15 protein-coding genes are annotated in these 22,034 nt (G+C 72.1%); 9 read left to right on the top strand and 6 right to left on the bottom strand.

Annotated features, from left to right (window positions below; genetic code table 11):
• Nucleotides 1–71: 71 nt before the first annotated feature.
• Nucleotides 72–5,798: an MMPL family transporter gene (locus BKA14_RS43090; protein WP_221477212.1), complete on the bottom strand. Its 5,727-nt coding sequence runs from the start codon at nt 5,796–5,798 to the stop codon at nt 72–74.
• Between the two features lie 63 nt (nt 5,799–5,861).
• Complete coding sequence (locus BKA14_RS03400) at nt 5,862–6,629, bottom strand: hypothetical protein (protein WP_184949477.1); 768 nt, start codon at nt 6,627–6,629, stop codon at nt 5,862–5,864.
• 344 nt (nt 6,630–6,973) lie between these two features.
• On the opposite strand from BKA14_RS03400, the gene BKA14_RS03405 reads away from it, so the two are divergent.
• Nucleotides 6,974–7,585, top strand: a complete 612-nt coding sequence (locus tag BKA14_RS03405) for an FKBP-type peptidyl-prolyl cis-trans isomerase (protein ID WP_184949478.1) — start codon at nt 6,974–6,976, stop codon at nt 7,583–7,585.
• A gap of 1 nt (nt 7,586) precedes the next feature.
• On the opposite strand, the gene yaaA is transcribed toward BKA14_RS03405, so the two are convergent.
• A complete protein-coding gene (gene yaaA, locus BKA14_RS03410) occupies nt 7,587–8,384 on the bottom strand; it encodes a peroxide stress protein YaaA (protein ID WP_184949479.1) in 798 nt (265 codons plus the stop codon).
• Nucleotides 8,385–8,393: 9 nt separating this feature from the next.
• A complete protein-coding gene (locus tag BKA14_RS03415; RefSeq protein ID WP_308441624.1) occupies nt 8,394–8,732 on the bottom strand; it encodes an STAS domain-containing protein in 339 nt (112 codons plus the stop codon).
• 114 nt (nt 8,733–8,846) lie between these two features.
• Between BKA14_RS03415 and pgm the strand changes: the two genes are divergently transcribed.
• Together pgm and BKA14_RS03425 are read left to right on the top strand one after the other, a co-directional pair.
• The gene (gene pgm / locus BKA14_RS03420; protein WP_184949481.1) at nt 8,847–10,490 is read left to right on the top strand and encodes a phosphoglucomutase (alpha-D-glucose-1,6-bisphosphate-dependent); all 1,644 of its coding nucleotides are present in this window, start codon (nt 8,847–8,849) and stop codon (nt 10,488–10,490) included.
• Between the two features lie 75 nt (nt 10,491–10,565).
• Nucleotides 10,566–12,872 (top strand): putative bifunctional diguanylate cyclase/phosphodiesterase, encoded by a 2,307-nt coding sequence (locus tag BKA14_RS03425; RefSeq protein ID WP_184949482.1) that lies wholly within the window; start codon nt 10,566–10,568, stop codon nt 12,870–12,872.
• Here BKA14_RS03425 and gnd read toward each other — a convergent pair.
• A complete protein-coding gene (gnd, locus tag BKA14_RS03430; protein ID WP_184949483.1) occupies nt 12,869–14,308 on the bottom strand; it encodes an NADP-dependent phosphogluconate dehydrogenase in 1,440 nt (479 codons plus the stop codon). The genes BKA14_RS03425 and gnd overlap by 4 nt on opposite strands.
• 176 nt (nt 14,309–14,484) lie before the next feature.
• Here gnd and BKA14_RS03435 point away from each other — a divergent pair, with 176 nt between their 5' ends.
• The 3 genes from BKA14_RS03435 (at nt 14,485) to BKA14_RS03445 (ending at nt 18,767) form a co-directional block, all read left to right on the top strand.
• Entirely contained in the window at nt 14,485–14,799 is a 315-nt protein-coding gene (locus BKA14_RS03435; RefSeq protein WP_184949484.1) for a type II toxin-antitoxin system PemK/MazF family toxin, read from the top strand.
• Between the two features lie 189 nt (nt 14,800–14,988).
• Nucleotides 14,989–16,860 carry a SpoIIE family protein phosphatase gene (locus BKA14_RS03440; protein ID WP_239093743.1) on the top strand — a complete coding sequence of 624 codons (1,872 nt, stop codon included), beginning with the start codon at nt 14,989–14,991 and terminating at the stop codon, nt 16,858–16,860.
• 29 nt (nt 16,861–16,889) lie between these two features.
• Complete coding sequence (locus tag BKA14_RS03445) at nt 16,890–18,767, top strand: substrate-binding and GGDEF domain-containing protein (protein ID WP_184949485.1); 1,878 nt, start codon at nt 16,890–16,892, stop codon at nt 18,765–18,767.
• Here the strand turns inward: BKA14_RS03445 and BKA14_RS03450 are convergent.
• The gene (locus BKA14_RS03450) at nt 18,721–19,626 is read right to left on the bottom strand and encodes a ricin-type beta-trefoil lectin domain protein (protein ID WP_184949486.1); all 906 of its coding nucleotides are present in this window, start codon (nt 19,624–19,626) and stop codon (nt 18,721–18,723) included. The two genes, BKA14_RS03445 and BKA14_RS03450, sit on opposite strands and share 47 nt — an antisense overlap.
• A 277-nt stretch (nt 19,627–19,903) precedes the next feature.
• On the opposite strand from BKA14_RS03450, the gene BKA14_RS03455 reads away from it, so the two are divergent.
• The 3 genes from BKA14_RS03455 to BKA14_RS03465 all read left to right on the top strand — a co-directional run bounded on the left by BKA14_RS03455 (nt 19,904) and on the right by BKA14_RS03465 (nt 22,029).
• Entirely contained in the window at nt 19,904–21,157 is a 1,254-nt protein-coding gene (locus BKA14_RS03455) for an erythromycin esterase family protein (RefSeq protein WP_184949487.1), read from the top strand.
• A 75-nt stretch (nt 21,158–21,232) separates the two neighbouring features.
• Nucleotides 21,233–21,574 carry an ArsR/SmtB family transcription factor gene (locus BKA14_RS03460; protein ID WP_184949488.1) on the top strand — a complete coding sequence of 114 codons (342 nt, stop codon included), beginning with the start codon at nt 21,233–21,235 and terminating at the stop codon, nt 21,572–21,574.
• Nucleotides 21,571–22,029 (top strand): SRPBCC family protein, encoded by a 459-nt coding sequence (locus BKA14_RS03465; protein WP_239093744.1) that lies wholly within the window; start codon nt 21,571–21,573, stop codon nt 22,027–22,029. The genes BKA14_RS03460 and BKA14_RS03465 overlap by 4 nt, the downstream gene beginning before the upstream one ends.
• Nucleotides 22,030–22,034 lie beyond the last annotated feature (5 nt).

The following is a 22,034-nucleotide window of genomic DNA, read 5'->3' on the forward strand; positions in this document are numbered from 1 at the left end:
GGGCTTCCACGGGCCACCACCAGACGAAATCAGGACCCGGCTTCGCTGCCGCCCCAGTCGTGAAACAGGCCTCAGCCGGCGGGCTCGTCGCCGTCCGGGTCGCGGCGCGGGGTCGTCACCTGGTCGGCCAGCGTCGCGGGCCGGCGGGCCGGCTTGTGCTCGGCCAGGGTCTCGGGGCGTTTGCGTTCCGTGGTCGGGCGGCGGGTGTACTGGGCCAGGTCGGCCGGGCGGGACTCGCGCAGGTGATCACCCAGGTCGGCCGGGCGGGTCGTCCGCAGGTGATCACCCAGGTCGGCGGGCCGGCGCTGCGTGGGCACAACCGGTGCGGGCGGCTGAACCGGTGCGGGCGGCTGAACCGGTGCGGGCGGCTGAACCGACGCGCGCGGCTGAACCGGCGTGGGCACGATCGGCGCGGCGGGCGGGGCCGGCTGCGCGGGCGGTTCGGCTCGGCGGACCGAATACGGCTGGTCGCCACGCATGGAGGGGCGGAGCAGCGGCGCCGGCTCGCTTTCCTCCCGTACGGGCACCGGCGCCGGCGGGGCGGTCGGGCGCGTCGGCCGGGGCGGCTCGAACGCGGCCGGCGGCTCACTGGTCGGGCGCTTGGGCAGGCGCGGCTCGAACGCGGGCGACGGCTCGGCGGCCTTCCGCTTGGGCAGCGGCTCGGCCACCGGCGACTCGTTGACGGGCCGCTGGGGCAGGGACTCGTTGGGCCGGCGCTGCGGCAGGGACTCACCGGTCTGGCGCTGCGGCAGCGGTTCGCCAACCTGGCGCTGCGGCAGGGATTCGCCGGTCTGGCGCTGCGGCAGCGGTTCGCCAACCTGGCGCTGCGGCAGGGGTTCGCCGGCCCGACGCTGCGGAGCCGGTTCGGTGGTGCGGGACCGGGGCAAGGGCCGGTCGTACGGGGCCGGGCCCGGGTCCTCGGGCACAGGCGCGGGCTCGTCGAAGATCGTCGGGCGGCGCTGGACCGGAGTGTCGGCGGGCTCCGTCGCGCGCCGGGGCGGGAACAGGTCGGAAAGCCGGTTCGCCGTGCCACTGCCGCTGGTGGGCGGCTCGATCAGCGACGAGGGCGTTTCGGCGGCCGGCACGGGACGCTTGGGCAGCGGCTCGGCCACCGGCTCGACCGGCGTCGGGTCGGCCGGCGACGACTCCAGACGGCGGGCGCGGGCGATGTCGGGGGCGGGCATCCGCCGGGTCGCTTCGAGACCGGGCAGCTGAAGCTTGCGGGTGGCGTCCAGATCGGGCGCGTCGAAGCTGCGCGTGACGGCAGGATCGTCGTCGTCGGGCTCGCCCGGCCCCGGCGTAGCAGCCGCGGAGACCGGCTCAGCTGCGACCGGCTCGGCCGCTGGGACCGGCTCGGCCGCGGCGACCGGCTCGGCCGCGGCGACCGGCTCGGGAGTGGTGGCCGGCTCGGCCGCGGGCTTCGGGTCGACCGCGGACGGCGGCTCATTGGTGAAGAACCGCTCGGGTCGAGAATCCGGCGCCGGGTCGGTCTCCGGCGTCACGATCACACCGGAGGTCTCCGGGTCCGGCGACTCGAAGGCCCGTACAGCCGCGCGGTTGGGCGCCTCGAAAATCGCGGTGGCGTCCAGGTCGGGCGCGTCGAAGCTGCGGGTCAGATCCAGTTCGGGCAGCGAGACATTGGCGGCGGGCTCAAAATCGGGCCGCTCGCCGAAGTAGGGCACCGGCGACGGTTCGGCCGGAAGCTGCAACGAGCTCGCGAACGTCCCCGCCGCCGACGGCCCGAAGAAGAAGTCGTCCGGCGCCGAGTAGTCGGTGTACTTGCTCACCGACTCCGACCGGTAGACACCCGGCTCGGGGTAGTAGAGCACCGGCAGGTTGAGCGAGGCCGCGGCCAGGGGCGGATCGGGCTCGACGTCCGGCTCGTCCTCGACCAGCTCAGCCTCCACGATCTCCGCCTCGACGACATCGTCGACACCCTGCTCGTCGTCGACGGCATCGGCCGCCCTGTCGCCCGCGACGCCGGCGGGTTCCCCCTCGGCTGCGACAGGCGCAACGTGCTCGGCGGCGGGTGCAAGGTGCTTGCCGGCGGGCGCAACATGCTCGCTGGCGGGCGCAAGGTGCTCGGCGGCGGGTGCAAGGTGCTCGGCGGCGGGTGCAAGGTGCTCGCTGGCGGGTGCAAGGTGCTCGGCGGCGGGTGCAAGGTGCTCGCCAGCGGGCGCAACGTGCTCGGCGGCGGGTGCAAGGTGCTCGCTGACGGGCGCTACGTGGTCGCTGACGGGTGCAACAGGCTCGGCGGCGCGCGCAACGTGGTCGCTGACGGGCGTAGCAGGCTCGGTAGCGCCCGCGACAGACTCAGAAGTCGCACCGAACGCGGGGTTCGCGGCAGAAGCGGATCGATTACTCTCATCGGGCAAAACCGAAATTTCGGATTTGCTGGATGGAGTGGGGTGGCCGATCGAGCTGGCCTCAGCGGGCGAGGTAGTCGCGCTCGTCGCGCTCGTCGCGGCGAGTGAGGTGGTCCCGCTCGTCGCAATCTGTGTTGTGTCAGCGGGTGAGTTCTTCGTGGACGGCGCGGTCGTGGTTGTGTCAGCAGATGCGGCGGTCCCGGTCGTCAGGGTCGTCGCGGCGAGTGAGGTGGTCCCGGACGGCGCAGTTTGTGTTGTGTCTGCGGGTGCGGCCGTCGCGGGCGGTGCGGTCGTTGTTGTGTCTGCGGGTGCGGCGGTCGCGGGCGGTGCGGTCGTTGTTGTGTCTGCGGGTGCGGCGGTCGCGGGCGGTGCGGTCGTTGTTGTGTCTGCGGGTGCGGCGGTCGCGGGCGGTGCGGTCGTTGTTGTGTCTGCGGGTGCGGCCGTCGCGGGCGGTGCGGTCGTCGCTGTGTCAGCGGGTGCGGCGGTTTCGGACGGTGCGGTCGTTGTTCTGTCAACGGGTGCGGCCGTCGCGGTTGTCGTGGCGTCAGTGGGAGCGGATGCCGTGGGCGCCCCGGTGCCGGCAGTAGAGGAAGCGGACTCGGGCTCGGCAGCTGCTTCGTCAGCTGGAGCCTTCTCGGCCTTCTCGTCATCGTCCGCAACGTCTGACTCGTTCGCGGCTTTTGTCTCGTTCGTATCGACGGTGGGCGGCTTCTCCGCATGCGGAGCGTCGTCTGGAGCGGAGGCGGGCGTCTTGGCCGGCTCATCCTCAGCGCCAGGCTTGTCAGCCGTCGCACCCTCCGGCTCGTCCTCGACGATCTCGGCCTCGACGTCGGTTCCGGGAGCCGCGGAAGGCGAGGTCGCGGCGGAGGGGGAAGCCTCAGAGGCGGTGGAGGCGGGGGAATCCGGGGACTCGGCGGCGGGGCCGTCGAGTGTCGAGTCGGAGGAGGATGAGGCAGCCGCGGCGGAAGACGAGGCAGCCGCGGAGGAGGAGGCAGCCGCGGCGGAAGAGGCAGCCGCGGCGGAAGAGGAGGCGGCCGGTGCGGAGGAGGAAGAAGAGGCTGCGGAGGAGGATGGGGTGTCCTCGATGATTTCGGCGTCCACGACGTCGTCGTCGGTTGGTTTGTCGTCGACTCGGGGGATGACCTGTGTGGCCACCTCCCGCGACGCCAACCCCTGCGGCATCATGCCGGGCGGGAGGAGCAGCACCCCGGCCGCCTCGCGGTCCCAGTCGGCCTTCTTCGCGGTCGCCGACGGGCCGGGGGGCAGCGCCAGCACCGCCGTCACCTCACCGGCGGCGTGCCGGCCGGAGGGCAGCGCCGGTTGTTCACCGGCGTGTTCGGCCAGGCCGGCCCGTTCCTGCAGGCGCTTCAACGGGCCCGGGGCCCACCACACCGCATTGCCGAGCAGCCCCATCACGGCCGGCACCAGCAGCATCCGTACGACTGTGGCGTCCAGGAACAGGGCCACGATCATCCCGACGCCCACGAACCGCATGGTGGTCACCGAGGACAGCGCGAACGCCCCGGTCACCACGATCAGCAGCAGGGCGGCGGCGCTGATGACGCGGCCGGTGCGGGCCAGGCCGACGGTCACCGCCTGATCGGTCGTGGCGCCGTGGGCACGGGCCTCGACCATGCGGGAGAGCAGGAACACTTCGTAGTCGGTGGACAGGCCGAACACCACGGCCGCCATGAGCACGACGATGCCGGCCTCGAGCGGGGCCGGGGTCACGCCGAGCCAGCTCGCGCCGTGGCCCTCCTGGAAGATCCAGACCAGGATGCCGAAGGTGGCGCTGAGGCTGAGCGCGCTCATCACCACGGCCTTGATCGGCAGCAGGATCGAGCCGAAGGCCAGGAACATCAGGATCAGTGTGGCCCCGACCAGCAGACCGACCATCCACGGCAGTTTGGCCGCGGTGGCCGACAGGCTGTCCACGTTGCGGGCCGTGGTCCCGCCGACCAGCAGTTCCGCGCCGTTGGGCACGGGCAGGGAGCGGATGTCGTCGACGACCTGGCGGGCTTCGACGCTGAACGGGTCGGTCGATTTCAGCGTGGCGGTGAAGACGGTGACGTCACCGGCGCGTTGGGCGGGGCCGAGCTGGGCGATGCCGTCGATCTGGCGCAGCGTGACGGCGAACGCGGAGGTGTCGGCCTGCCCGCGCAGCACGATCGGCATGCCGTCGCCGGTGAACTGCGGGTAGCCGGCTTTCAGGGTTTCGATCGCGACGCGGGCCGGGTCGCCTGAGGGCAGCGTACGTTCGTCGGCCTCGCCGAAGCGGACCCCGGCGATGGGCGCCGCCAGCACCAGCAGCCCGGCCAGGATCGGCAGCGCGACGATGACCGGGCGGCGCAGCACGGCCGCAGCCAGCCGGGCCCAGAAGGAGTCTTCGGGGGCCACAGACTTACGGCCGGGCAGCCGGATCGGCAGCCTGTCGACACGTGGGCCGAGCAGCGCCAGCATGGCGGGCAGCAGGGTCAGCGAGAGCAGCGCGGCCAGGCCGACCGCGGCCAGGCCCCCGTACGCCAGGGATTTGAGGAACCCTTGCGGGAACAGGAGCAGACCGGCGAGCGCGATCATCAGCAGCGAGGCGGAGAAGACGACCGTGCGCCCGGCGGTGGCGACGGTGCGGCTCACGGCCTCGGCCGGCGTACGACCGGAGTTCTGCTCCTCGCGGAAGCGGCCGACCATGAACAGGCCGTAGTCGATGGCCATGCCCAGGCCGAGCAGACTGGCCACGTTGACCGCGAACGAGTTGACCTCGTGCACGTTCGCCACCGCGTGCAGGATGCCCAGCGAGCCGAGCACGGCCGCGCCGCCGACGAGCACGGGCAGCGACGCCGCGACGAGCGAGCCGAACAGGAACAGCAGCAGGATCAGGACCACCGGCAGCGAGATGATCTCGGCGCGCGCCAGGTCCTGGGTGGAGCGGGTGGAGGTGGCGTCGGAGAGCACGACCCCGCCGGAGAGCTGCACCTTGGTGCCTTCGACGGCGAACTTGTCGTCGATCTCGCGGAACGCGTCGAGTTTGGCGCCGTCGTCCGCGCCGGCCAGCGTGACGATCGCGAGGCCGCTGGTTTTGTCCTTCGCCGCGAACTGGGAGGACTTCGTCTGCCAGTACGAGGTGGTGCCGGTGACGGCCGACTTGGGCAGCAGCGCCAGCTTCGTCCGGATCTTCTTGCCCAGCTCGACGTCGTCGATCTTGACCTTGTCCGGCGTGTACAGCACGACCAGGTCGCCGCCCTGCGCGCCGAACGCCTTCTCGACGGCCTCGGCGGCCTGCGACGACTCGCTGTCCGGGTCTTGATAACCGCCCTCGGTGAGCTGGCCGAAAACACCGAGCCCCCAGACGCCCGCGCTGATCACCGCGACGAGCGCGACGGACAGCACCGGCCACCGGAAGCGGGCGACCCACGATCCCCAGCCCGCGAACACGTCAACCCCTCTGATCGTTCCTCACTACCGCCGGATCCCGGCTGGAGTGCTTATGAGACCACTTCACGAAAGCGTCGCCGCTTCCAGGGTTACCCCTGCGCAACCCTTCCCGTACGCGCTGTCGGTGGTCCACGTGAGCCGTATCTGGCCGGATCTCGGCGCCTGATAGGCCACGGTCACCACAGCGGTACGCAGCGTGCCACCACGGTTGTCGAGCACGGTAGAGCCGGTCGAGTCGCCCGTGCTCAGCCGCGCGGTCAGCTTTCCGCGCGCGGAGACCGACCCCAGGTAGAGCTTGAGGATCCGCGGGGTGGTGCCGGCGGGCGCGCTGAGCGTGAAACCGTTGCCCTGGCCGCAGGTGCGGATTCCCGTACGGGTCCCGGCCGCGGTGGCCACCGGGTCGCCGCCGCTCCAGGTGAACTGCGCGGGGCTCAGCGAATGCCGGAACCGGGGCGCGGTCGGGGCCCCCTCGAGGATGCGGAAGTCGCCGCCGCGGTCGCGTTCGAGGGAGAACGTCCCGTCGAGCCCCCAGTGCACCCAGTCGCTCGTGCCCTCCGCCGACAGGTCGACCTTTCCCGGTACGGGGCCTTGGGCGATTCGGAGCTGGTCGCGTACGGGTGGTTTGGTCGTCGGGGCGGCGCTGGTGCGCGACGGCGTCGGGGTGGGGCTCTGCAGCGGGATCAGCCCCTGGCTGGGCGGCGGGGGCAGCTGCACGTCACCGAGCGCGGGGGCGGGCGGGTCCAGCGGCGGGGCCGCCTCGTCGGAGGTGTTGAGCGCACGGGCGGCCACGAAGCCGAACCCGATGACGACGAGGACACCCGCGAGGATCACGGCGGCGGACGAAAGATATTCGTTCCACTCGTGGCGCGGCCCGTTCCGCCGCCCGGCGGGATCGGCGCGGTGGCTGTTCCGGCCTCGGCGGCGGCCATCCGCGGTCGACGGCAACCGACCCTCCTGCAAGTGCGTTACCGGTTGTTCACAGAGCGAATCAACGTGTTGGAGTGCTAAACAATGGCACTTCGATGCGTGACGGAATAGAGCGAAATCCGTGACCATCCGTACGGGCGATCATCCGCCTCAGCGGTTCGGCCGAGGTTTGCGGTGGGCTTCGTCACCGGTACGGGTACCGTGTCCGAAGTTTCCGGCGCCGCCGATACCAGGAGAGTCGACGACATATGAGTACCGAGACCGCCCGCCCGATCACCGGCGACACGGCGAAGCGCCGCACTCAGGCCGTCGCCGGCGCCGTTGCCGGGGTGGCCGTGATCGCCGTCCTGGTGACCGTTTTCGTCACCGTCCGCGGCGGCTCCGACGAGCCCGCGGCCCAGCAGCCCGCCGCCGCTCCCGCGCCCGCCTCGGCCGAGGCGGCGCCGGAGAGCGCGCCGTCGGCCGAGGCCCCCGCCGAGCCGGGCGCCCCCGCCCCGGTCAGCACCCCGCCCGAGCTGTCGAAGGAGCCGGTCGTGAAGCCCGGCACCGGCAAGCTGACCGAGCTCAAGGTGACCCCGCTGGTGGCCGGGCGCGGACCCGCGGTCAAGGCGGGCCAGACGGTCACCGCCAACTACGTGCTCATCAGCTACGCGAAGGGCGAGGTCATCGACTCGTCCTGGAAGCGCGGCGAGCCCTTCAGCACCCCGATCGGCACCGGCCGCGTGATCCAGGGCTGGGACAAGAGCATCCCGGGCCAGAAGGTCGGCAGCCGCATCCAGATCGACGTCCCGGCCGCCCTGGCCTACGGCGAGGAGCAGGGTGACCTGCGGTTCGTGGTCGACATCCTGGCCGCGCAGTAGGTCACAGGTCGGCGACCACCACGTCCAGCTGGCGGGGGCGGCCCGGGGCGACGGGCTGCTCCTCGACGGTGTACTTCAGGTCGCGCAACGCCGTGACCATCTCGTCCACCGAGGCCGGCGTCGCGGCTGCCTCGGCCAGGGAACGTACGAGCCGGCCCTTGGTCGCCTTGTTGAAGTGGCTGACCACCGAGCGCTTGGCCACGCCGTCGACGACCCGCTCGTGCAGCACCCGTACGGTGGCCGACGTCGGCGCGGGTGGCGTCCACATCGCGCCGTAGGCTCCCGAGCGCAGGTCGAGCACCGGGCCCCCGGCCGCCTCGGGATCGAGGGCCTTGGGCAGAGCCTTCTTCCAGTACGAGGTCATCCCGCCCAGCGCCGGCAGGGTCACCCCGACCGACAGGCGGTAGGCGGGGATGCGGTCGTCGAGGCGCACCACGCCCCACAGGCCGGAGAACACCACCGCCCGCTCGTCCAGCCACGCGCGCGCGGCCGGGGCCAGCGACTGCGCGTCCAACGCCTCGTACAGGACTCCGGTGTAAACCGTGACCGCGGGCGCGGCCGGGGCCGTGAGCAGCGACGCGTTGCGGGTGACCTCGTCGGTCTGGCCGGGGGAGAGCCCGAGCACGGCCAGCGAGTCGGCCCGCGCGCGGGCACTGGTCCGCTTGCTCATCGTCACCAGGCGCGACAGCACCCGCTTGCGGGCCGTCGTCAGCGCGGGCAACCACAGCGTGGCCGGGTCGACCGGGTCACCGGAGGCGGCGGGCGTCTTGCCCTCGGACGGCGGCAGCAGGATGAGCACCTGGCGAGATTAGTCGGCGTCCCGCCCGACCAGCGCGTCACCCACCGTCGGGTAGATCGCGAGCCGCGGCGTCAGCCCGACCGTGTCGAGCAGCCGGCCCAGGAACTCGCCGGGGGCGGCCAGCCGCAGCCAGCCCCCGCCCGCGGACGCCCGCTTGTGGCCGACGATCAGCGCGCTCAGCCCGGTCGAGTCGCAGAACTCGACGCCGGACAGGTCGACCACGATGCGCGGCGAGGGTCTGTCCAGCACCTGATTGAGCGTCGTGATCAGGGTTGTTCCGCTGTCGATGTCGAGATTGCCGCGAACCGTGACGACTACTGAGTCGTCCGCGTTCCCCACCACGGACACGTGCACGACAACCTCCGGTCTGAAGAAGAAAGCTAATTCCTTCTTCCCAAAGCGCGGCCGAAAGTCACTTTCTATAGGCTCCGAGGCAGATCCACGCTCTCAGGGAGGCCGCCCATGTCCGTCAACCCCCGCGCCGGGAAGCCCGCCGAGCCGCGCGACCTGATCGACGTGCCCCGGGTGATCTCGCGTTACTACACCGAGCACCCCGACCCCGAGGTCGTCGGGGAGCGGGTCGCCTTCGGCACGTCCGGCCACCGCGGCTCCAGCCTCAAGAACGCCTTCAACGCCGACCACATCGCCGCGACCAGCCAGGCGATCGTCGAGTATCGGCGCGACCAGGGCACCGACGGCCCGCTCTACCTGGGCCGTGACACGCACGCGCTGAGCGAGCCCGCGATGATCACGGCGCTCGAGGTGTTCGCGGCCAACGACGTCACCGTGCTGATCGACAGCCGCGACGGTTACACGCCGACCCCGGCCGTGTCGCACGCGATCCTCACCTACAACCGGAACCGTACGAGCGGCCTGGCCGACGGCGTGGTCGTCACCCCGTCGCACAATCCGCCGGCCGACGGCGGCTTCAAGTACAACCCGCCCAACGGTGGCCCGGCCGACACCGATGCCACCAAGTGGATCCAGGACAGGGCCAACGCGCTGATCGCGGCCGGTCTCAAGGACGTGCGGCGCATCCCGGCCGCGCGGGCCCGGCAGTCGGACTCGGTCTCCGGTTACGACTTCCTCGACGCGTACGTGGGTGACCTCCCGTCCGTGATCAACCTCGACGCCGTCCGCGAGGCCGGGCTGCGCGTGGGGGCCGACCCGCTCGGCGGGGCCAGCGTCGCCTATTGGGGCGCGATCGCCGAGCGGCACGGCCTCGACCTCACGGTGGTCAACCCGAACGTCGACCCGACCTTCGGTTTCATGACGCTCGACTGGGACGGCAAGATCCGCATGGACTGCTCGTCGCCGTACGCGATGGCCTCGCTGATCGAGCAGAAGGACCGTTTCCAGCTGGCCACCGGCAACGACGCGGACGCCGACCGGCACGGCATCGTCACCCCCGACGCCGGCCTGATGAACCCCAACCACTACCTGGCCGTCGCGATCCGGTATCTGTTCGCCAACCGCACCGACTGGCCCGCGGCCGCCGCCATCGGCAAGACCCTGGTGTCCTCCTCGATGATCGACCGGGTGGCCGCCGACCTGGGCCGCCGCCTCGACGAGGTGCCGGTGGGGTTCAAGTGGTTCGTGCCCGGCCTGCTCGACGGCTCGATCGGCTTCGGCGGCGAGGAGAGCGCGGGCGGCTCGTTCCTGCGCCGCGACGGCAGCCCGTGGAGCACCGACAAGGACGGCATTCTGCTCGACCTGCTCGCCTCCGAGATCCTGGCCGTCACCGGGCGCACACCCAGCGAGCACTACCGCGACCTGACAGCCAAGTTCGGCGAGCCCGCGTACGCCCGGATCGACGCCCCCGCCACCCGCGAGGAGAAGGCGGTCCTGGGCCGGCTCTCGCCCGAGCAGGTCACCGCCAAGGAGCTCGCCGGCGAGCCGATCACCGCCGTGCTCACCACCGCCCCCGGCAACGGCGCGGCGATCGGCGGGCTCAAGGTCGCGACCGAGTCGGGCTGGTTCGCCGCCCGCCCGTCCGGCACCGAGGACGTCTACAAGATCTACGCCGAGTCCTTCGGCGGACCGGAGCAGCTGGCCCGCATCCAGGAGGAGGCGCGGGCCGTGGTGGGGGCCGCGCTCAAGGGCTGATCTTCTCAGATTCGGCGTCCGGCGGCCGACTGGAGGGCGGTAGGGACTCTACCGACTCAGGCCAATAGGACGCGCATGACTGGACCCGTGGGACCCGCCGCCCGGCGTGCGGGTACCGGGCTCGCACCCCTGCTTCTCGCGGCGGCCGCCACCGTGGCGGTCGCCGTGTGGCTCGCGGTGCGCGAACCGCACGCCGTGGCCCTCGGCTACGTCGGTGGCCCGGTCGCGATGGCCGGCGCGGCCTGGTCGCTGCAGCGCATCGGCGCGATGGTGATGCTGCCGCGGGTGATGCGCGCGTTCTGGCGCCAGCTCGGGCACGCCGCGATCATCCTCGTGCTGAGCAGCAGCACCGCGCTGGCCCTGGCCAACAACAACGCGGGCATGTCCCTCTACGTCGCGGTGCCGATGCTCACCGGCATGTTCTGGACCATGTCGGCCTTCCTGCGCCTGCCGATGACCGACCGCGCGCCGCTGAGCTGGCTGCGGGTGGTGCTCGACGGCGCCACCGTGGCCGTCGCGGCCGGGCTGGTCTTCTGGTACGTCGTGCTGAGCTCGGCCCCGCCCGGCACCGACCTGGCCACCCGGGCCACCGCCGCCACGGTCGGCGTGGCCGGCGTGCTCTGCTTGGTCGTCATCGGCAAGGCCGGAGGCCGCGCCGACGGCCCGATCGACCCGGTCGCCCTGCGCCTGCTCACCGCCGCCCCGATCGTGGCGGTCGCGCTGGCCGTCCTGCTGATCGCCGGCAACGACTTCTCCCGCCTGCTGATCTCGGTGGGCGGCAGCCCGCTCGTCGCACTGTCCTTCACCTCGGCCGCCTATCGCCAACGCCGGGTGCTGAACCGCACCGGGGCCGAGCCCGCACCGCGGGCGCCGCGTCGCTCGCGCACCGAACTGGTGCCGTTCCTCGCCGTGGGCGGGACCGGTGTGCTGGTCACCTACGTGTCGGTGCACGAGATGACCTCCCGGCAGCGCACCCTGATCTTCGCCTCGGTGGTGATCGCCGTGCTGGTGGCGGCCCGGGTGCTGCTGGGCCTGCGCGACAACCGCCGGATGCTGACCGGCCTGCGCGACCAGCAGGCCGAACTGGCCCGCCTGGCGATGACCGACCCGCTGACCGAACTGGCCAACCGCACCCGCTTCGTCGCCGTGCTGACCGAGCGGCTGGCCGCCCACAAACCGGCCACCGTGCTGCTCATCGACATCGACGACTTCAAGATGGTCAACGACACCATGGGCCCGGCCCTCGGCGACCAGCTGCTCTACCAGGTGGCGCAGCGGCTGCGCGAGAACGGCGCGGCCAAGGAACTGCCGGCCCGGCTCGGCGGCGACGAATTCGCCGTGCTGCTCGACGTGGAGGAGGTCACCTCGGCCGAGGAGGCCGCCACGCGCATCCTGCAAGCCCTGGCCGAACCGTTCCGGGTCGGCGAGCACCAGCTGCTGGCCCACGCCAGCCTGGGCGTCGCCATCGCCGGGCCCGGCGACTCGGCCGACGAGGTGCTGCGCAACGCCGACATCGCCATGTACGCGGCCAAGGAAGGCGGCAAGGCGGCCTGGACCCGGTTCGAGCCGCGGATGCGCCAGGACGTCGTCAACCACGCCCGCCTGGGCAGCGAACTGCACAACGCGATCATCCGGCATGAACTGTTCCTGCTCTACCAGCCGGTCTTCGACATCGTCACCGGCCGCCTGCACGGCGCCGAGGCCCTCGTCCGGTGGAAACACCCGACCCGCGGCTTCGTCTCACCGGGCGACTTCATCCCCGTCGCCGAACGGTCGGGGCTGATCGTGCCGCTCGGCTCATGGGTGCTGCGCGAAGCCTGCGAGCAGCTGGCCCGCTGGCACCGCGACCACGGCGACGGCGCGATCAAGGCGATCAACGTGAACGTGGCGGTCCGGCAACTGCGCGAATCGGGCTTCGTCGACGAAGTCGCGGCCGTGCTCAGCGAGACCGGGCTGATGCCGCAGAACCTGGTGCTCGAAGTGACCGAGTCGTCGGTCGCGGACGGCCGGCAGGTGCGCGAGACGCTGCACGCGCTGCACGAGATGGGGGTCCGCCTGGCCCTGGACGACTTCGGCACCGGCTCGTCGTCGCTCAGCCTGCTGCGCGCGTTCCCCGTCGACGTCCTCAAGCTGGACAAATCGTTCGTGGACGGCATCACCGAGGGCGCCGACCGGGGTCGCCTCGCGGTGGCCGCCGCAGTGGCCCAATTGGCCGAATACCTGCAGCTCAGCGCCGTTGCCGAGGGCATCGAGAGCGAGTCCCAGCTGATCCGCCTGCGCGAGATGGGGTACCGGCTGGGGCAGGGCTTCTTCATGTCGAAGCCGCTGCCCGCCGAGGAGGCCGGCGCCCTGATGGCGACGCCGGCCCCGGTGGTGGCCTAGGCTGCGGTCTCGGGGCGGCCGTCGGCGGCCCAGAGGGTGTGGAACGAGCCGTCCTTGTCTACGCGGCGGTAGGTGTGGGCGCCGAAGTAGTCGCGTTGGCCCTGGATCAGGGCGGCCGGCAGGCGTTCGGCGCGCAGGCCGTCGTAGTAGGCCAGGGCGGACGCGAAGCCGGGAGCCGGGATGCCCTGCTGGGCGGCCGTCGCCACGACCCGGCGCCAGGCGTCCTGGGCGCCGCTGACGGCGTCCAGGAAGTACTGGTCGACCAGCAGCGTGGCCAGTTCGGGCTGCTTGTCGTACGCCTGCTTGATGAAGTCGAGGAACTTGGCCCGGATGATGCAGCCGTCGCGCCAGATCTTCGCCATCGCGCCCGGGTCGATCGCCCAGTCGTATTCCTTGCTGGCCGCCTGGATCTGCTGGAAGCCCTGCGCGTAGGCCACGATCTTGGAGGCGAACAGCGCCTGCTCCACATCGGCCTGCAGGTCGCCGCCGTGCGCCCCGGACGACGCGGACGGGCCGGGCAGCGCCGCCTCCGCGGCCGCCTTGCGCACGTCGGGGCCGCCGGAGAGCGCCCGCGCGAACACCGACTCGGCGATGCCGCTGACCGGCACGCCCAGGTCGAGGGCGGCCTGCACCGTCCAGCGGCCGGTGCCCTTCTGCTCGGCCTGGTCGACCACGATGTCGACGAACGGCTGGCCCGTCTCGGCGTCGACCTGCTTGAGCACCTCGGCCGTGATCTCGATCAGGTAGGACCCCAGCCGGCCTTCGTTCCAGCCCCGGAACACGTCGGCGATCTCGGCCGGGGAGTGCCCGCCGACCTGACGCAGCAGGTCGTACGCCTCGGCGATGAGCTGCATGTCGGCGTACTCGATGCCGTTGTGCACCATCTTGACGAAGTGCCCGGCGCCGTCCGGCCCCACGTGCACGCAGCACGGCTCCCCGTCGACCTTGGCCGAGATGTCCTCCAGCAGCGGGCCCAGCGCCTCGTACGACTCCGGCGAGCCGCCCGGCATGATGCTGGGGCCGTGCAGTGCGCCCTCCTCGCCGCCGGAGACGCCCGTCCCCACGAAGTGCAGGCCGCGCTCCTTGAGGGCCGCCTCGCGCCGGCGCGTGTCCAGGTAGTGCGCGTTACCCGCGTCGATGAGCATGTCGCCCTCTTCGAGCAGCGGGGCGAACTCGTCGATCACGGCGTCGGTGGGCCCACCGGCCTTCACCATGATGATCACGCGACGCGGCCGCTCGAGGCTGGCCACGAACTCCTCGGCGGTCTCGGCCGGGATGAACTTCCCCTCGCCTCCGAACTCCTCGACCAGCTCCTTGGTGCGGTTGTAGGAGCGGTTGTGCACGGCCACGGTGTGCCCGTGCCGGGCGAAGTTGCGAGCCAGGTTCCGTCCCATCACCGCGAGGCCGGTGACCCCGATCTGTGCCTTCTCCGACATCATTGACACCCTTCCCTAGCAGCAGACCACGCCGCCTATTCTTACGGCTCCGTCATGATCAAGGTTCACCCCCGTGCCCCCCCTGTCAGCACAGTGGGATTTTGCGCCGGTGTGCCTCGCGGTGCCCTAAGATCGCGCGGCGGTAGGGTCTATCCCATGCCGAGCGGGACGCGTCCATGAGGCGCGGCGAGATCTGGACCATCGGCAACCGCACCGACCTGCGCTATCGCGTTCTCGTACTGTCCGCCGACTCGTACAACGAACGCGGCAACGCGTCGCCCTTCTGCGCGCCGATCGTGCGCCAGCGCGGGGTCACCGAGCTCCCTCCGTACGCGGTGGCTCTGACCGAGCAGGATCCGATCACCGGCGTCGTGGTGGTCAACCGGATGCGCCGGCTTCCCGCGTCGGTCGGCGCGGAACGCATCGGCATGGTCACCGGGGCCAGCATGGCCCGCCTGACCGAGGCTATGCGGTCACTCTTCGAGTTGTGAGCCTTTCCTCCGCCTTAATTCGCCTTGTCCGTTCAACTCTGGACGCACTCCATCGGGTCACACCCGGTCGGGTGACCGGTGCGACGTCACGCCACAGGTAGCGAACGGTCGAGATGTTCGGCCGATGACGACCGGTGTCCCGCTGACGTATTCAAGTAACCGGTACTCGAGGGACGGGGAGGAACAGGCGTGACACAGGCGTACGCGGCGGCGGTGGAGAGCCTGCGCCCCAGCGCGCCGGCCGGCGCCACCGAGAGCGCGCGCCTGACCGTCGAGCGCGCCGTCGGGCTGCTGGCCGGTCGCGCCCGCTGCCGTCTGGCCGACGCCCACCGGCATCTGCTGCGCATGGCCGCCGAGGAGGGTCGCGGGCTGGTCGAGGTGGCGAGCGGGGTGATCCGGATGCTCGACGTGGCCGACCCCGACACCGGCGTCGTCCTGGGCCTCGACACCGACCGCTTGCCGTCCCCGCTCACCGCCCCGGTCCGCCGGTTCGCGCCGTGGATCGGCATGGTGCAGCGGGTGCTCGACGTCGCCCCCGGCATGGCCTCCTATCTCAGCGCCGAGCGCGGGCCGGACGGCCGCCTGACCGACCTGATCTGGGCCGCGGCCAGCCCCGACGCTGTCGCGCCGAACGGTCTGTGCGGCTCCCAGCTGGTCGGGCTGCGCATGTCCGAGCACTTCCCGGAGGTGCTGGCGAGCGACCGCTGGCTCGCGTACGCGCACGTCCTGGACACCGGCGTGCCCGTCGCGCTGGGCCCGTTCCCGCACCGCGACGGGGTCTACTCGGTGCGCGCGCACCGGCTCGGCGAGGGGCTGCTGCTCAACTGGACCCGGCACGACGATCACCCCGGCGGCCTGCTGGAGCGGCTGGCCGGCACGGAGCGCCTGGGCAACCTCGGCTGGGGCGAGTGGGACCTGGTCAGCGGCGAGGTCTACTGGTCCGACCAGCTGTACCGCATCTTCGAGCGCGACCCCCGGCTGGGCCCGCCCGACCCGGGTGGGCCCGACGAGGCCGGCCTGGCCGAGGACGAGCCGCTGCGTGCGGCAGCCAAGGCGCAGCTCGCCCGGGGCGACCGCGTCGACATGATCACCCGGATCCGGGTCAACGGCCGGGTCAAGCATTTGCGCACGGTGGCCGACGCCGGCCGCGACGCCGAGGGTCGTCCGCTGCGGATCTTCGGCATCGTGCAGGACGTCACCGCGCAGGAGACCGGGGCCCAGCGACTGGCCGAGGTCGAACGGCAGCTGGCCGAGCAGCGCCGCAGCCTGGCCGCCGAGCACGAGCTGGCCGGCCGTCTGCAGCGCATCATCCTGCCCCTGCCCGAGGGCCCGATCGTGCTGCCCGGGCTCAAGGTCTCGGTGCGCTACCTGCCGGCCGGGCAGGAGGATCTGGTCGGCGGCGACTGGTATCACGCGGCCGAGCTGCGCGACGGCTCGGTGCTGCTGGCCGTCGGCGACGTGGCCGGCCACGGCACCCAGGCCGCCACCGCGATGGCCCAGCTGCGGCACGCGCTGCGCGCTCTGGCCGTCACCACCAGCGACCCCGCCGAGCTCCTGGGCCACCTCAACCGGCTGACCTGCGAGCTCGAACGGGAGTCGCCCGAGATGGCGGCCACCGCCGTGGTGGCCCGGTTCGACCCGGCCCGCCACGAGATCGTCTGGGCGCAGGCCGGGCACCCGCCGCCGCTGCTGGCTCGCGGCGGCCGGACAGCGCCGCTGGAGCGTCCGGGGGGCCCGATGCTGGGTGTGGTGGACGACGCGGCGTACCGGACCGCCCGGGTCGACTTCCGGGTCGGCGACGTGCTGCTGCTCTACACCGACGGCCTGGTCGAGCACCGCCGCCGCGGCCCCGACGACGGGCTGGCCTCGGTCATCGCCACCGTCGACGAGGCCGTACGGGCGTCGCCCGACCAGCCCCTGGGGCAACTGCTGTCCCGGCTGCGCCGCACCAACCCCGACGACGACACGTGCATCCTGGCCGCCCGGCCGATGACCGGACAGACCCAGGATCTGCGCAGATATCTCTCCGGAGCGGCCAAAATGTCGCATCTGCGCCGCTGACCGCGCCGTTTCGGGAGATCATGTCGGCCGTGAGGGGTCGCACGTACGGTGTCCTGTCGCCCTTCGTCGGGGGCGACTACTACGGCACCATCATCGCGGGGGCGAACGAGGCGGCCGTGGCCTCCGGCGACCGCGTGCTCGCGCTGCAGACCCTCGACCCGGGCTCCTACAACGCCGACCGCAGCGGGGTGCCCGACTATCGCCGGCCGGTCGCGTGGGGCCACCTGTCCGGGATCATGGTGCTGGCCGGGGCGATCCACGACACCTACGCGCAGGCGGCGGTGAAGGCGGGCATCCCCGTGGTCACCGTCGGGCACGAGATGCGTGACTGCTCCGCGGTCTTCGCCGACAACAGCGAGGGCGTCCGGGTGGCGGTCCGTCATCTGCTCGAGCACGGTCACGAGCGGATCGCGTTCGCCGGGCACCTCGTCCACTTCGACGTGCGGGAACGGCGCGAGGGTTACGAGAACGCGCTGGCCGAGCGCGGCCTGCTCCCGCCGTCCGACCTGCTGATCGACGCGGGCGACAACCACGAAAGCGGCGGCGAACTGGTCGCCGACCTGCTGGTGGCGGCGGGGATGCCGGCCACCGCCGTGGTCTGCGGCACCGACCGCAACGCGATGGGCCTGATCCGCCGCCTCAGCGAGCTCGGCCGGCGGGTCCCCGGCGACCTCGCCGTGGTCGGCTTCGACGACGTGGCCGGCGCGATGTACATGCGGCCCAGCCTGTCCACCGTGCGTCAGCCCGCCGACGTGATCGGGGCGGCCGCCGTCGGGTTGCTGGCCGACCTGGCCGGGCAGCCCGCCGGGGCCGGCATCGTCCGGCGGGTGCCGACCACCTTCGTCCGGCGTGACTCGTGCGGCTGCCCGCCGAGCGGCCTGCCGGTCACCGAGGACCTCACCCGTTATCTGTTCGGGCAGGTCGTCAGCCTCCAGGAGACCCTGAACGTCCAGCACGAGCTGGGCATCGACCTGCTCGGCGCGCACGACCGCGACCCCCGCGAGCTCGGCTGGCTCAAGCGCACCACGGCCTTCGCCGGCTGCCTCGGCCTGTGGCGTGACGGCGCGGTGCCCTCACTCGACACCGAGCTGCGCATCGAGGGGGAGTACCCGGCCGGGCGCGACCTGGCCGGCGCCACGATGCCGGTCAGCGAGTTCCCCCCGCCGGCGCTGTTCGAGCTGGCCGACGGGGCGGCCGGCGACGCCGTGTTCGTGGTGCCGGTGCGCAGCGCAACCCGCGACTGGGGCATGCTCGCCGCGGTCGGGCACATCCAGCAGAGCACCCCGCCCGGCAGCGAGATGATGAACCAGTCGGGCGCCCTGCTGGCCGCCTCGCTCGACCGCGGCGCGATGGTGGCCGCGCTGCGCGAGCAGGAGGAGCAACTGCGTGACGCGGCCCTGCACGACCCGCTCACCGGCCTGCCCAACCGGGTGCTGCTGGCCGATCGGCTGCGCCAGGCCGGTCTGCGCGCGGCCCGGCAGGCCGGTCACCGCTTCGCTGTGCTGCTGCTCGACCTCAACGGCTTCAAGGCGGTCAACGACACGCTCGGCCACGCCGCCGGCGACGTGCTGCTCATCGAGGTGGCGCAGCGGCTGACCGGGTTGCTGCGCGAGTCGGACACGGTGGCCCGGCTCGGCGGCGACGAGTTCGTGGTGCTGCTGGACGGGCTGCCCGCCGACGGCACGGAGCAGGTGGTGCGCGACTCCATCGCGTTGCGGCTGACCGAGCCGTACGCGATCGACGGCGGCCGCGTGACCGTAGGCGTGAGCATCGGCGTGGCCCTGAGCGGGGTCAACGCGGACGACCCGGACCACCTGCTGCGCGAGGCCGACGCCGCGATGTATCGGGCCAAGCTGGCCGCTAAGGCAGCGTCCAGCTCTGACTCGGCCCGCCGGAGCACGCGCTGACCGTCGCCGCGGTGCCACCGCGGCCCGGGTCGGTCAGGCAGCCGCCGCCGGCCGAGTTGACCAGCGTGCCGTCGCCGCCGGACCGCCACTGCGACGAGGCGCCGTCGCCGCAGTCGGTGACCCGCACGCTGCCGTCGCCGGTCGACTGCGCGCACTTGCCGGCCACCCGCAACGTGCCGTCGGTGGCCAGGGTGAACGACTGGTACGAGACCGACATGCACCCGTTCACCTGCACCGGGCTCCCGTTCGAGCCGAACAGGCTGCCCAGTGCCAGGCAGCGGCCGCTGGCGGCGGTGATCGCGCCGGTGCGGTCGGCGCCGGGCGGCGCGAGCGTGGGCTCGGTGGCGGGCGGCGCGCTGGCCGGGGGAGCGCTGGAGGGGGTCAGTGTCTGGAACGACGAGCTGGGCGTCACCGTGGCGCTCGCCGAGACGCTGGCCGAGGCACTGGCCGGCGCGCTGACGCTCGGCGAGGCGGTCGTGCCCGGTGCGGCGCTCTGCTTCTGCTCGTCGAGGGGCGCCTGACCGGGAATGGCGGGCAGCGCGGTGCCGGGCTTGGGCAGCTCGGGGTCGGCGGCCGGTCCGAAGATCAAGTAGCCCACCACGCCGAGGGCCAGCGCGGCGCCACCGGCGAAGATGGCCAGCCGGGCCAGCGGATGCAGGGTGAGCCGGGGTCTGCGCGGCGGCGGGAGCGGTTCGTCCTCCACCTTCGGCTGGACGAGGGTGTCGGCTTCCGGCGGCAGGTCCGCCGACTCCGGCCAGGTCTCGTTCTCCTCGTCGGGCGCACGTTCCGCCTCGGCGACGGCCTTCACGTACGGCCGCACCAGAACGGGATCCTCGCGACGCGCGTCGTTCTCCGCCATTGCTCCCCTTGGAAGATCCGATCCACGGTGGACTGCTGAGAGAACATACGCCACATCCGCCAGTATCGATCACCCCATTCCGGACTTTAACCGTACGTATTGGTCTGATCATTGTCGTGTGAGTGGCGTACGGTGGCGGCCGGCCTGCTGATGAACGGGTGCGCCGAACTCGTCGCGCTGGACGCGCTGACCCCACCGGTACGTCGAGCTGCCCGGTCAGCGCCGGCCCGCCGGATGTCGGACGTATGGGAGAAATCGCAAGGGGTAAGCCGAACCCATGCACCGGTACGGGGATGAGGTCGCGGCGATCGCCCGGCCCCTGGCCGACGAGGGCGACCTGGACGTCCTGCTCGACCGGGTCGGTGACGCCCGGGTCGTGCTGATCGGCGAGGCCAGCCACGGCACACACGAGTACTACACGTGGCGGTCCGCGCTGACCCGCCGGCTGATCGCGGAGCGTGGCTTCTCCTTCGTCGCCGTCGAGGGCGACTGGCCCGACTGCGAACGCGTCAACGCGGCCGTGCGCGGCTCCGCGGCGTCACCGCTGGCGGCGCTGCTCGGCTACGAACGGTGGCCGACCTGGATGTGGGCCAACGAGGAGGTCGCCGACTTCGCCGGCTGGCTCCGCGCCCACAACGAAGGCCGTGCGGACAAGGCGGGCTTCCACGGCCTCGACGTCTACTCGATGTGGGAGTCGTTGCGCGAGGTCATCCTGTGGCTGCGCGAGAACGACCCGGAGGCCGCCGACCACGCCGTGGACGCGTACCAGTGCCTGGCCTCGTACGCGGAGGATCCGCAGTCCTACGCCTGGGCCGCGAAGTTCCTGCGCGCGAGCTGTGCCGACGAGGTGGTCCGGATGCTCGTCGAGCTGCGCGGACGCGACCTCGCCGTGTGGCAGAACGCGGAGGTCGTGGCGGGCGCCGAGCACTACTACCGGGCGATGGTGACCGGCGGCGCGAGCTCGTGGAACGTACGGGACCGGCACATGGACGCGACGCTGGCCCGGCTGCTCGACCACTACGGCGAGGCCTCGAAAGCCGTCGTGTGGGCGCACAACACCCACGTGGGTGACGCCGGCGCCACCGATCAGGCCGCGCTGGGCGAGGTGACCATCGGCTCGCTGGCCCGGGAGCGGTTCGGCGCTGAGCGGGTCGTGCTGATCGGGATGGGCGGGCACCGCGGCTCGGTGATCGCCGGTCGCGCGTGGGGCGCCGCCATGACGGAGCTGCGCGTGCCGCCCGGCCGGCCCGGCTCGCTCGAGGACATCTTGCACGCGACCGCCCCGCCGCGGGCCCTGTTCGTCTTCCCGCCGCTCGGTGAGCGCCCCGACCTGCTCGTCGACGAGGTCGCGCACCGGGCCATCGGCGTCGTCTACCGGCCCGAGCAGGAACAGCTCGACAACTACGTGCCGTCCGTGCTGGGCGACCGCTACGACGCGTTCCTGTGGTTCGACGAGACCCGCGCGCTGCGCCCGCTGCACCCGCTGCACGTCGACACGCACGAGTACGAGACGTACCCCACCGGCGTCTGATCCCCGTGCGACCGCTTGACACCGTCGCTTCCGGGCGTATTCTCAACTAACCAGTTTATAAACCAGGTGGTTGTCATGACGGAGTCCATTGACGGCGTCTTCGCGGCCCTCGCCGACCCGACCCGGCGCGCGATCCTCGATCGCCTCGCCACCGGTGACGCGACCGCCGGTGAGCTCGCCGCCAACTTCCCGATCAGCGCGCAGGCCGTCTCGAAACACCTCAACGTGCTCGAGGCGGCGGGTCTGATCGTCCGCACCCGCGAGGCGCAGCGGCGGTGGTGCCGCATCGTGCCGGGGCAGGTGCAAGCGGTCGCCCAGTGGGCCGAGCAGTATCGGCGCCTCTGGGAGCAGCGGTACGACGCGCTCGACGACTACCTGGGCCGGCTGCAGCCGGGCCCGACCAAGGAGGAACCGTGAGCATCAACGTCCAGACCCCCACCGACACCACCCTCGTCATGAGCCGCAGCTTCGACGCGCCCCGCGACCTCGTGTTCGCCTGCCACACCCAGCCCGAGCACCTGCGCCACTGGTGGGGCCGGGGCAACCCGCTCGACGTCGAGCTCGACTTCCGGGTCGGCGGCAAATGGCGTTTCGTCGAGCACGCCGACGGCCGGGAGCACGCGTTCCGCGGCGAGATCACGGCCATCGACGCGCCGGCCGGCTTCTCGTGGACGTTCGAGTACGAGCCGATGCCCGGCCACGTCCTGCGCGAGCAATACGTGTTCACCGAGGAAGGTGGCAAGACCACTGTCACGTCGTCGTCCACCTTCGACAGCCGGGAGGACCGCGACGGCATGATCGAGTCCGGCATGGAGGCGGGCGCCGAGCAGTCGTACCGGGCCCTGGACGACTATCTCGCCAAGCTGTCCTGACCGCG

Origin of the sequence: Paractinoplanes abujensis, assembly GCF_014204895.1 — a bacterium.
Lineage (GTDB): Bacteria > Actinomycetota > Actinomycetes > Mycobacteriales > Micromonosporaceae > Actinoplanes > Actinoplanes abujensis.

What these genes read in the sequence shown, in the direction of transcription:
- BKA14_RS03450 (WP_184949486.1), bottom strand. Translation starts at nt 19,626, where the DNA reads ATGGCGGAGAACGACGCGCGTCGCGAGGATCCCGTTCTGGTGCGGCCG.
- BKA14_RS03405 (WP_184949478.1), top strand. Translation starts at nt 6,974, where the DNA reads ATGAGTACCGAGACCGCCCGCCCGATCACCGGCGACACGGCGAAGCGC.
- BKA14_RS03455 (WP_184949487.1), top strand. Translation starts at nt 19,904, where the DNA reads ATGCACCGGTACGGGGATGAGGTCGCGGCGATCGCCCGGCCCCTGGCC.
- gnd (WP_184949483.1), bottom strand. Translation starts at nt 14,308, where the DNA reads ATGTCGGAGAAGGCACAGATCGGGGTCACCGGCCTCGCGGTGATGGGA.
- BKA14_RS03460 (WP_184949488.1), top strand. Translation starts at nt 21,233, where the DNA reads ATGACGGAGTCCATTGACGGCGTCTTCGCGGCCCTCGCCGACCCGACC.
- BKA14_RS03435 (WP_184949484.1), top strand. Translation starts at nt 14,485, where the DNA reads ATGAGGCGCGGCGAGATCTGGACCATCGGCAACCGCACCGACCTGCGC.
- BKA14_RS03425 (WP_184949482.1), top strand. Translation starts at nt 10,566, where the DNA reads ATGACTGGACCCGTGGGACCCGCCGCCCGGCGTGCGGGTACCGGGCTC.
- pgm (WP_184949481.1), top strand. Translation starts at nt 8,847, where the DNA reads ATGTCCGTCAACCCCCGCGCCGGGAAGCCCGCCGAGCCGCGCGACCTG.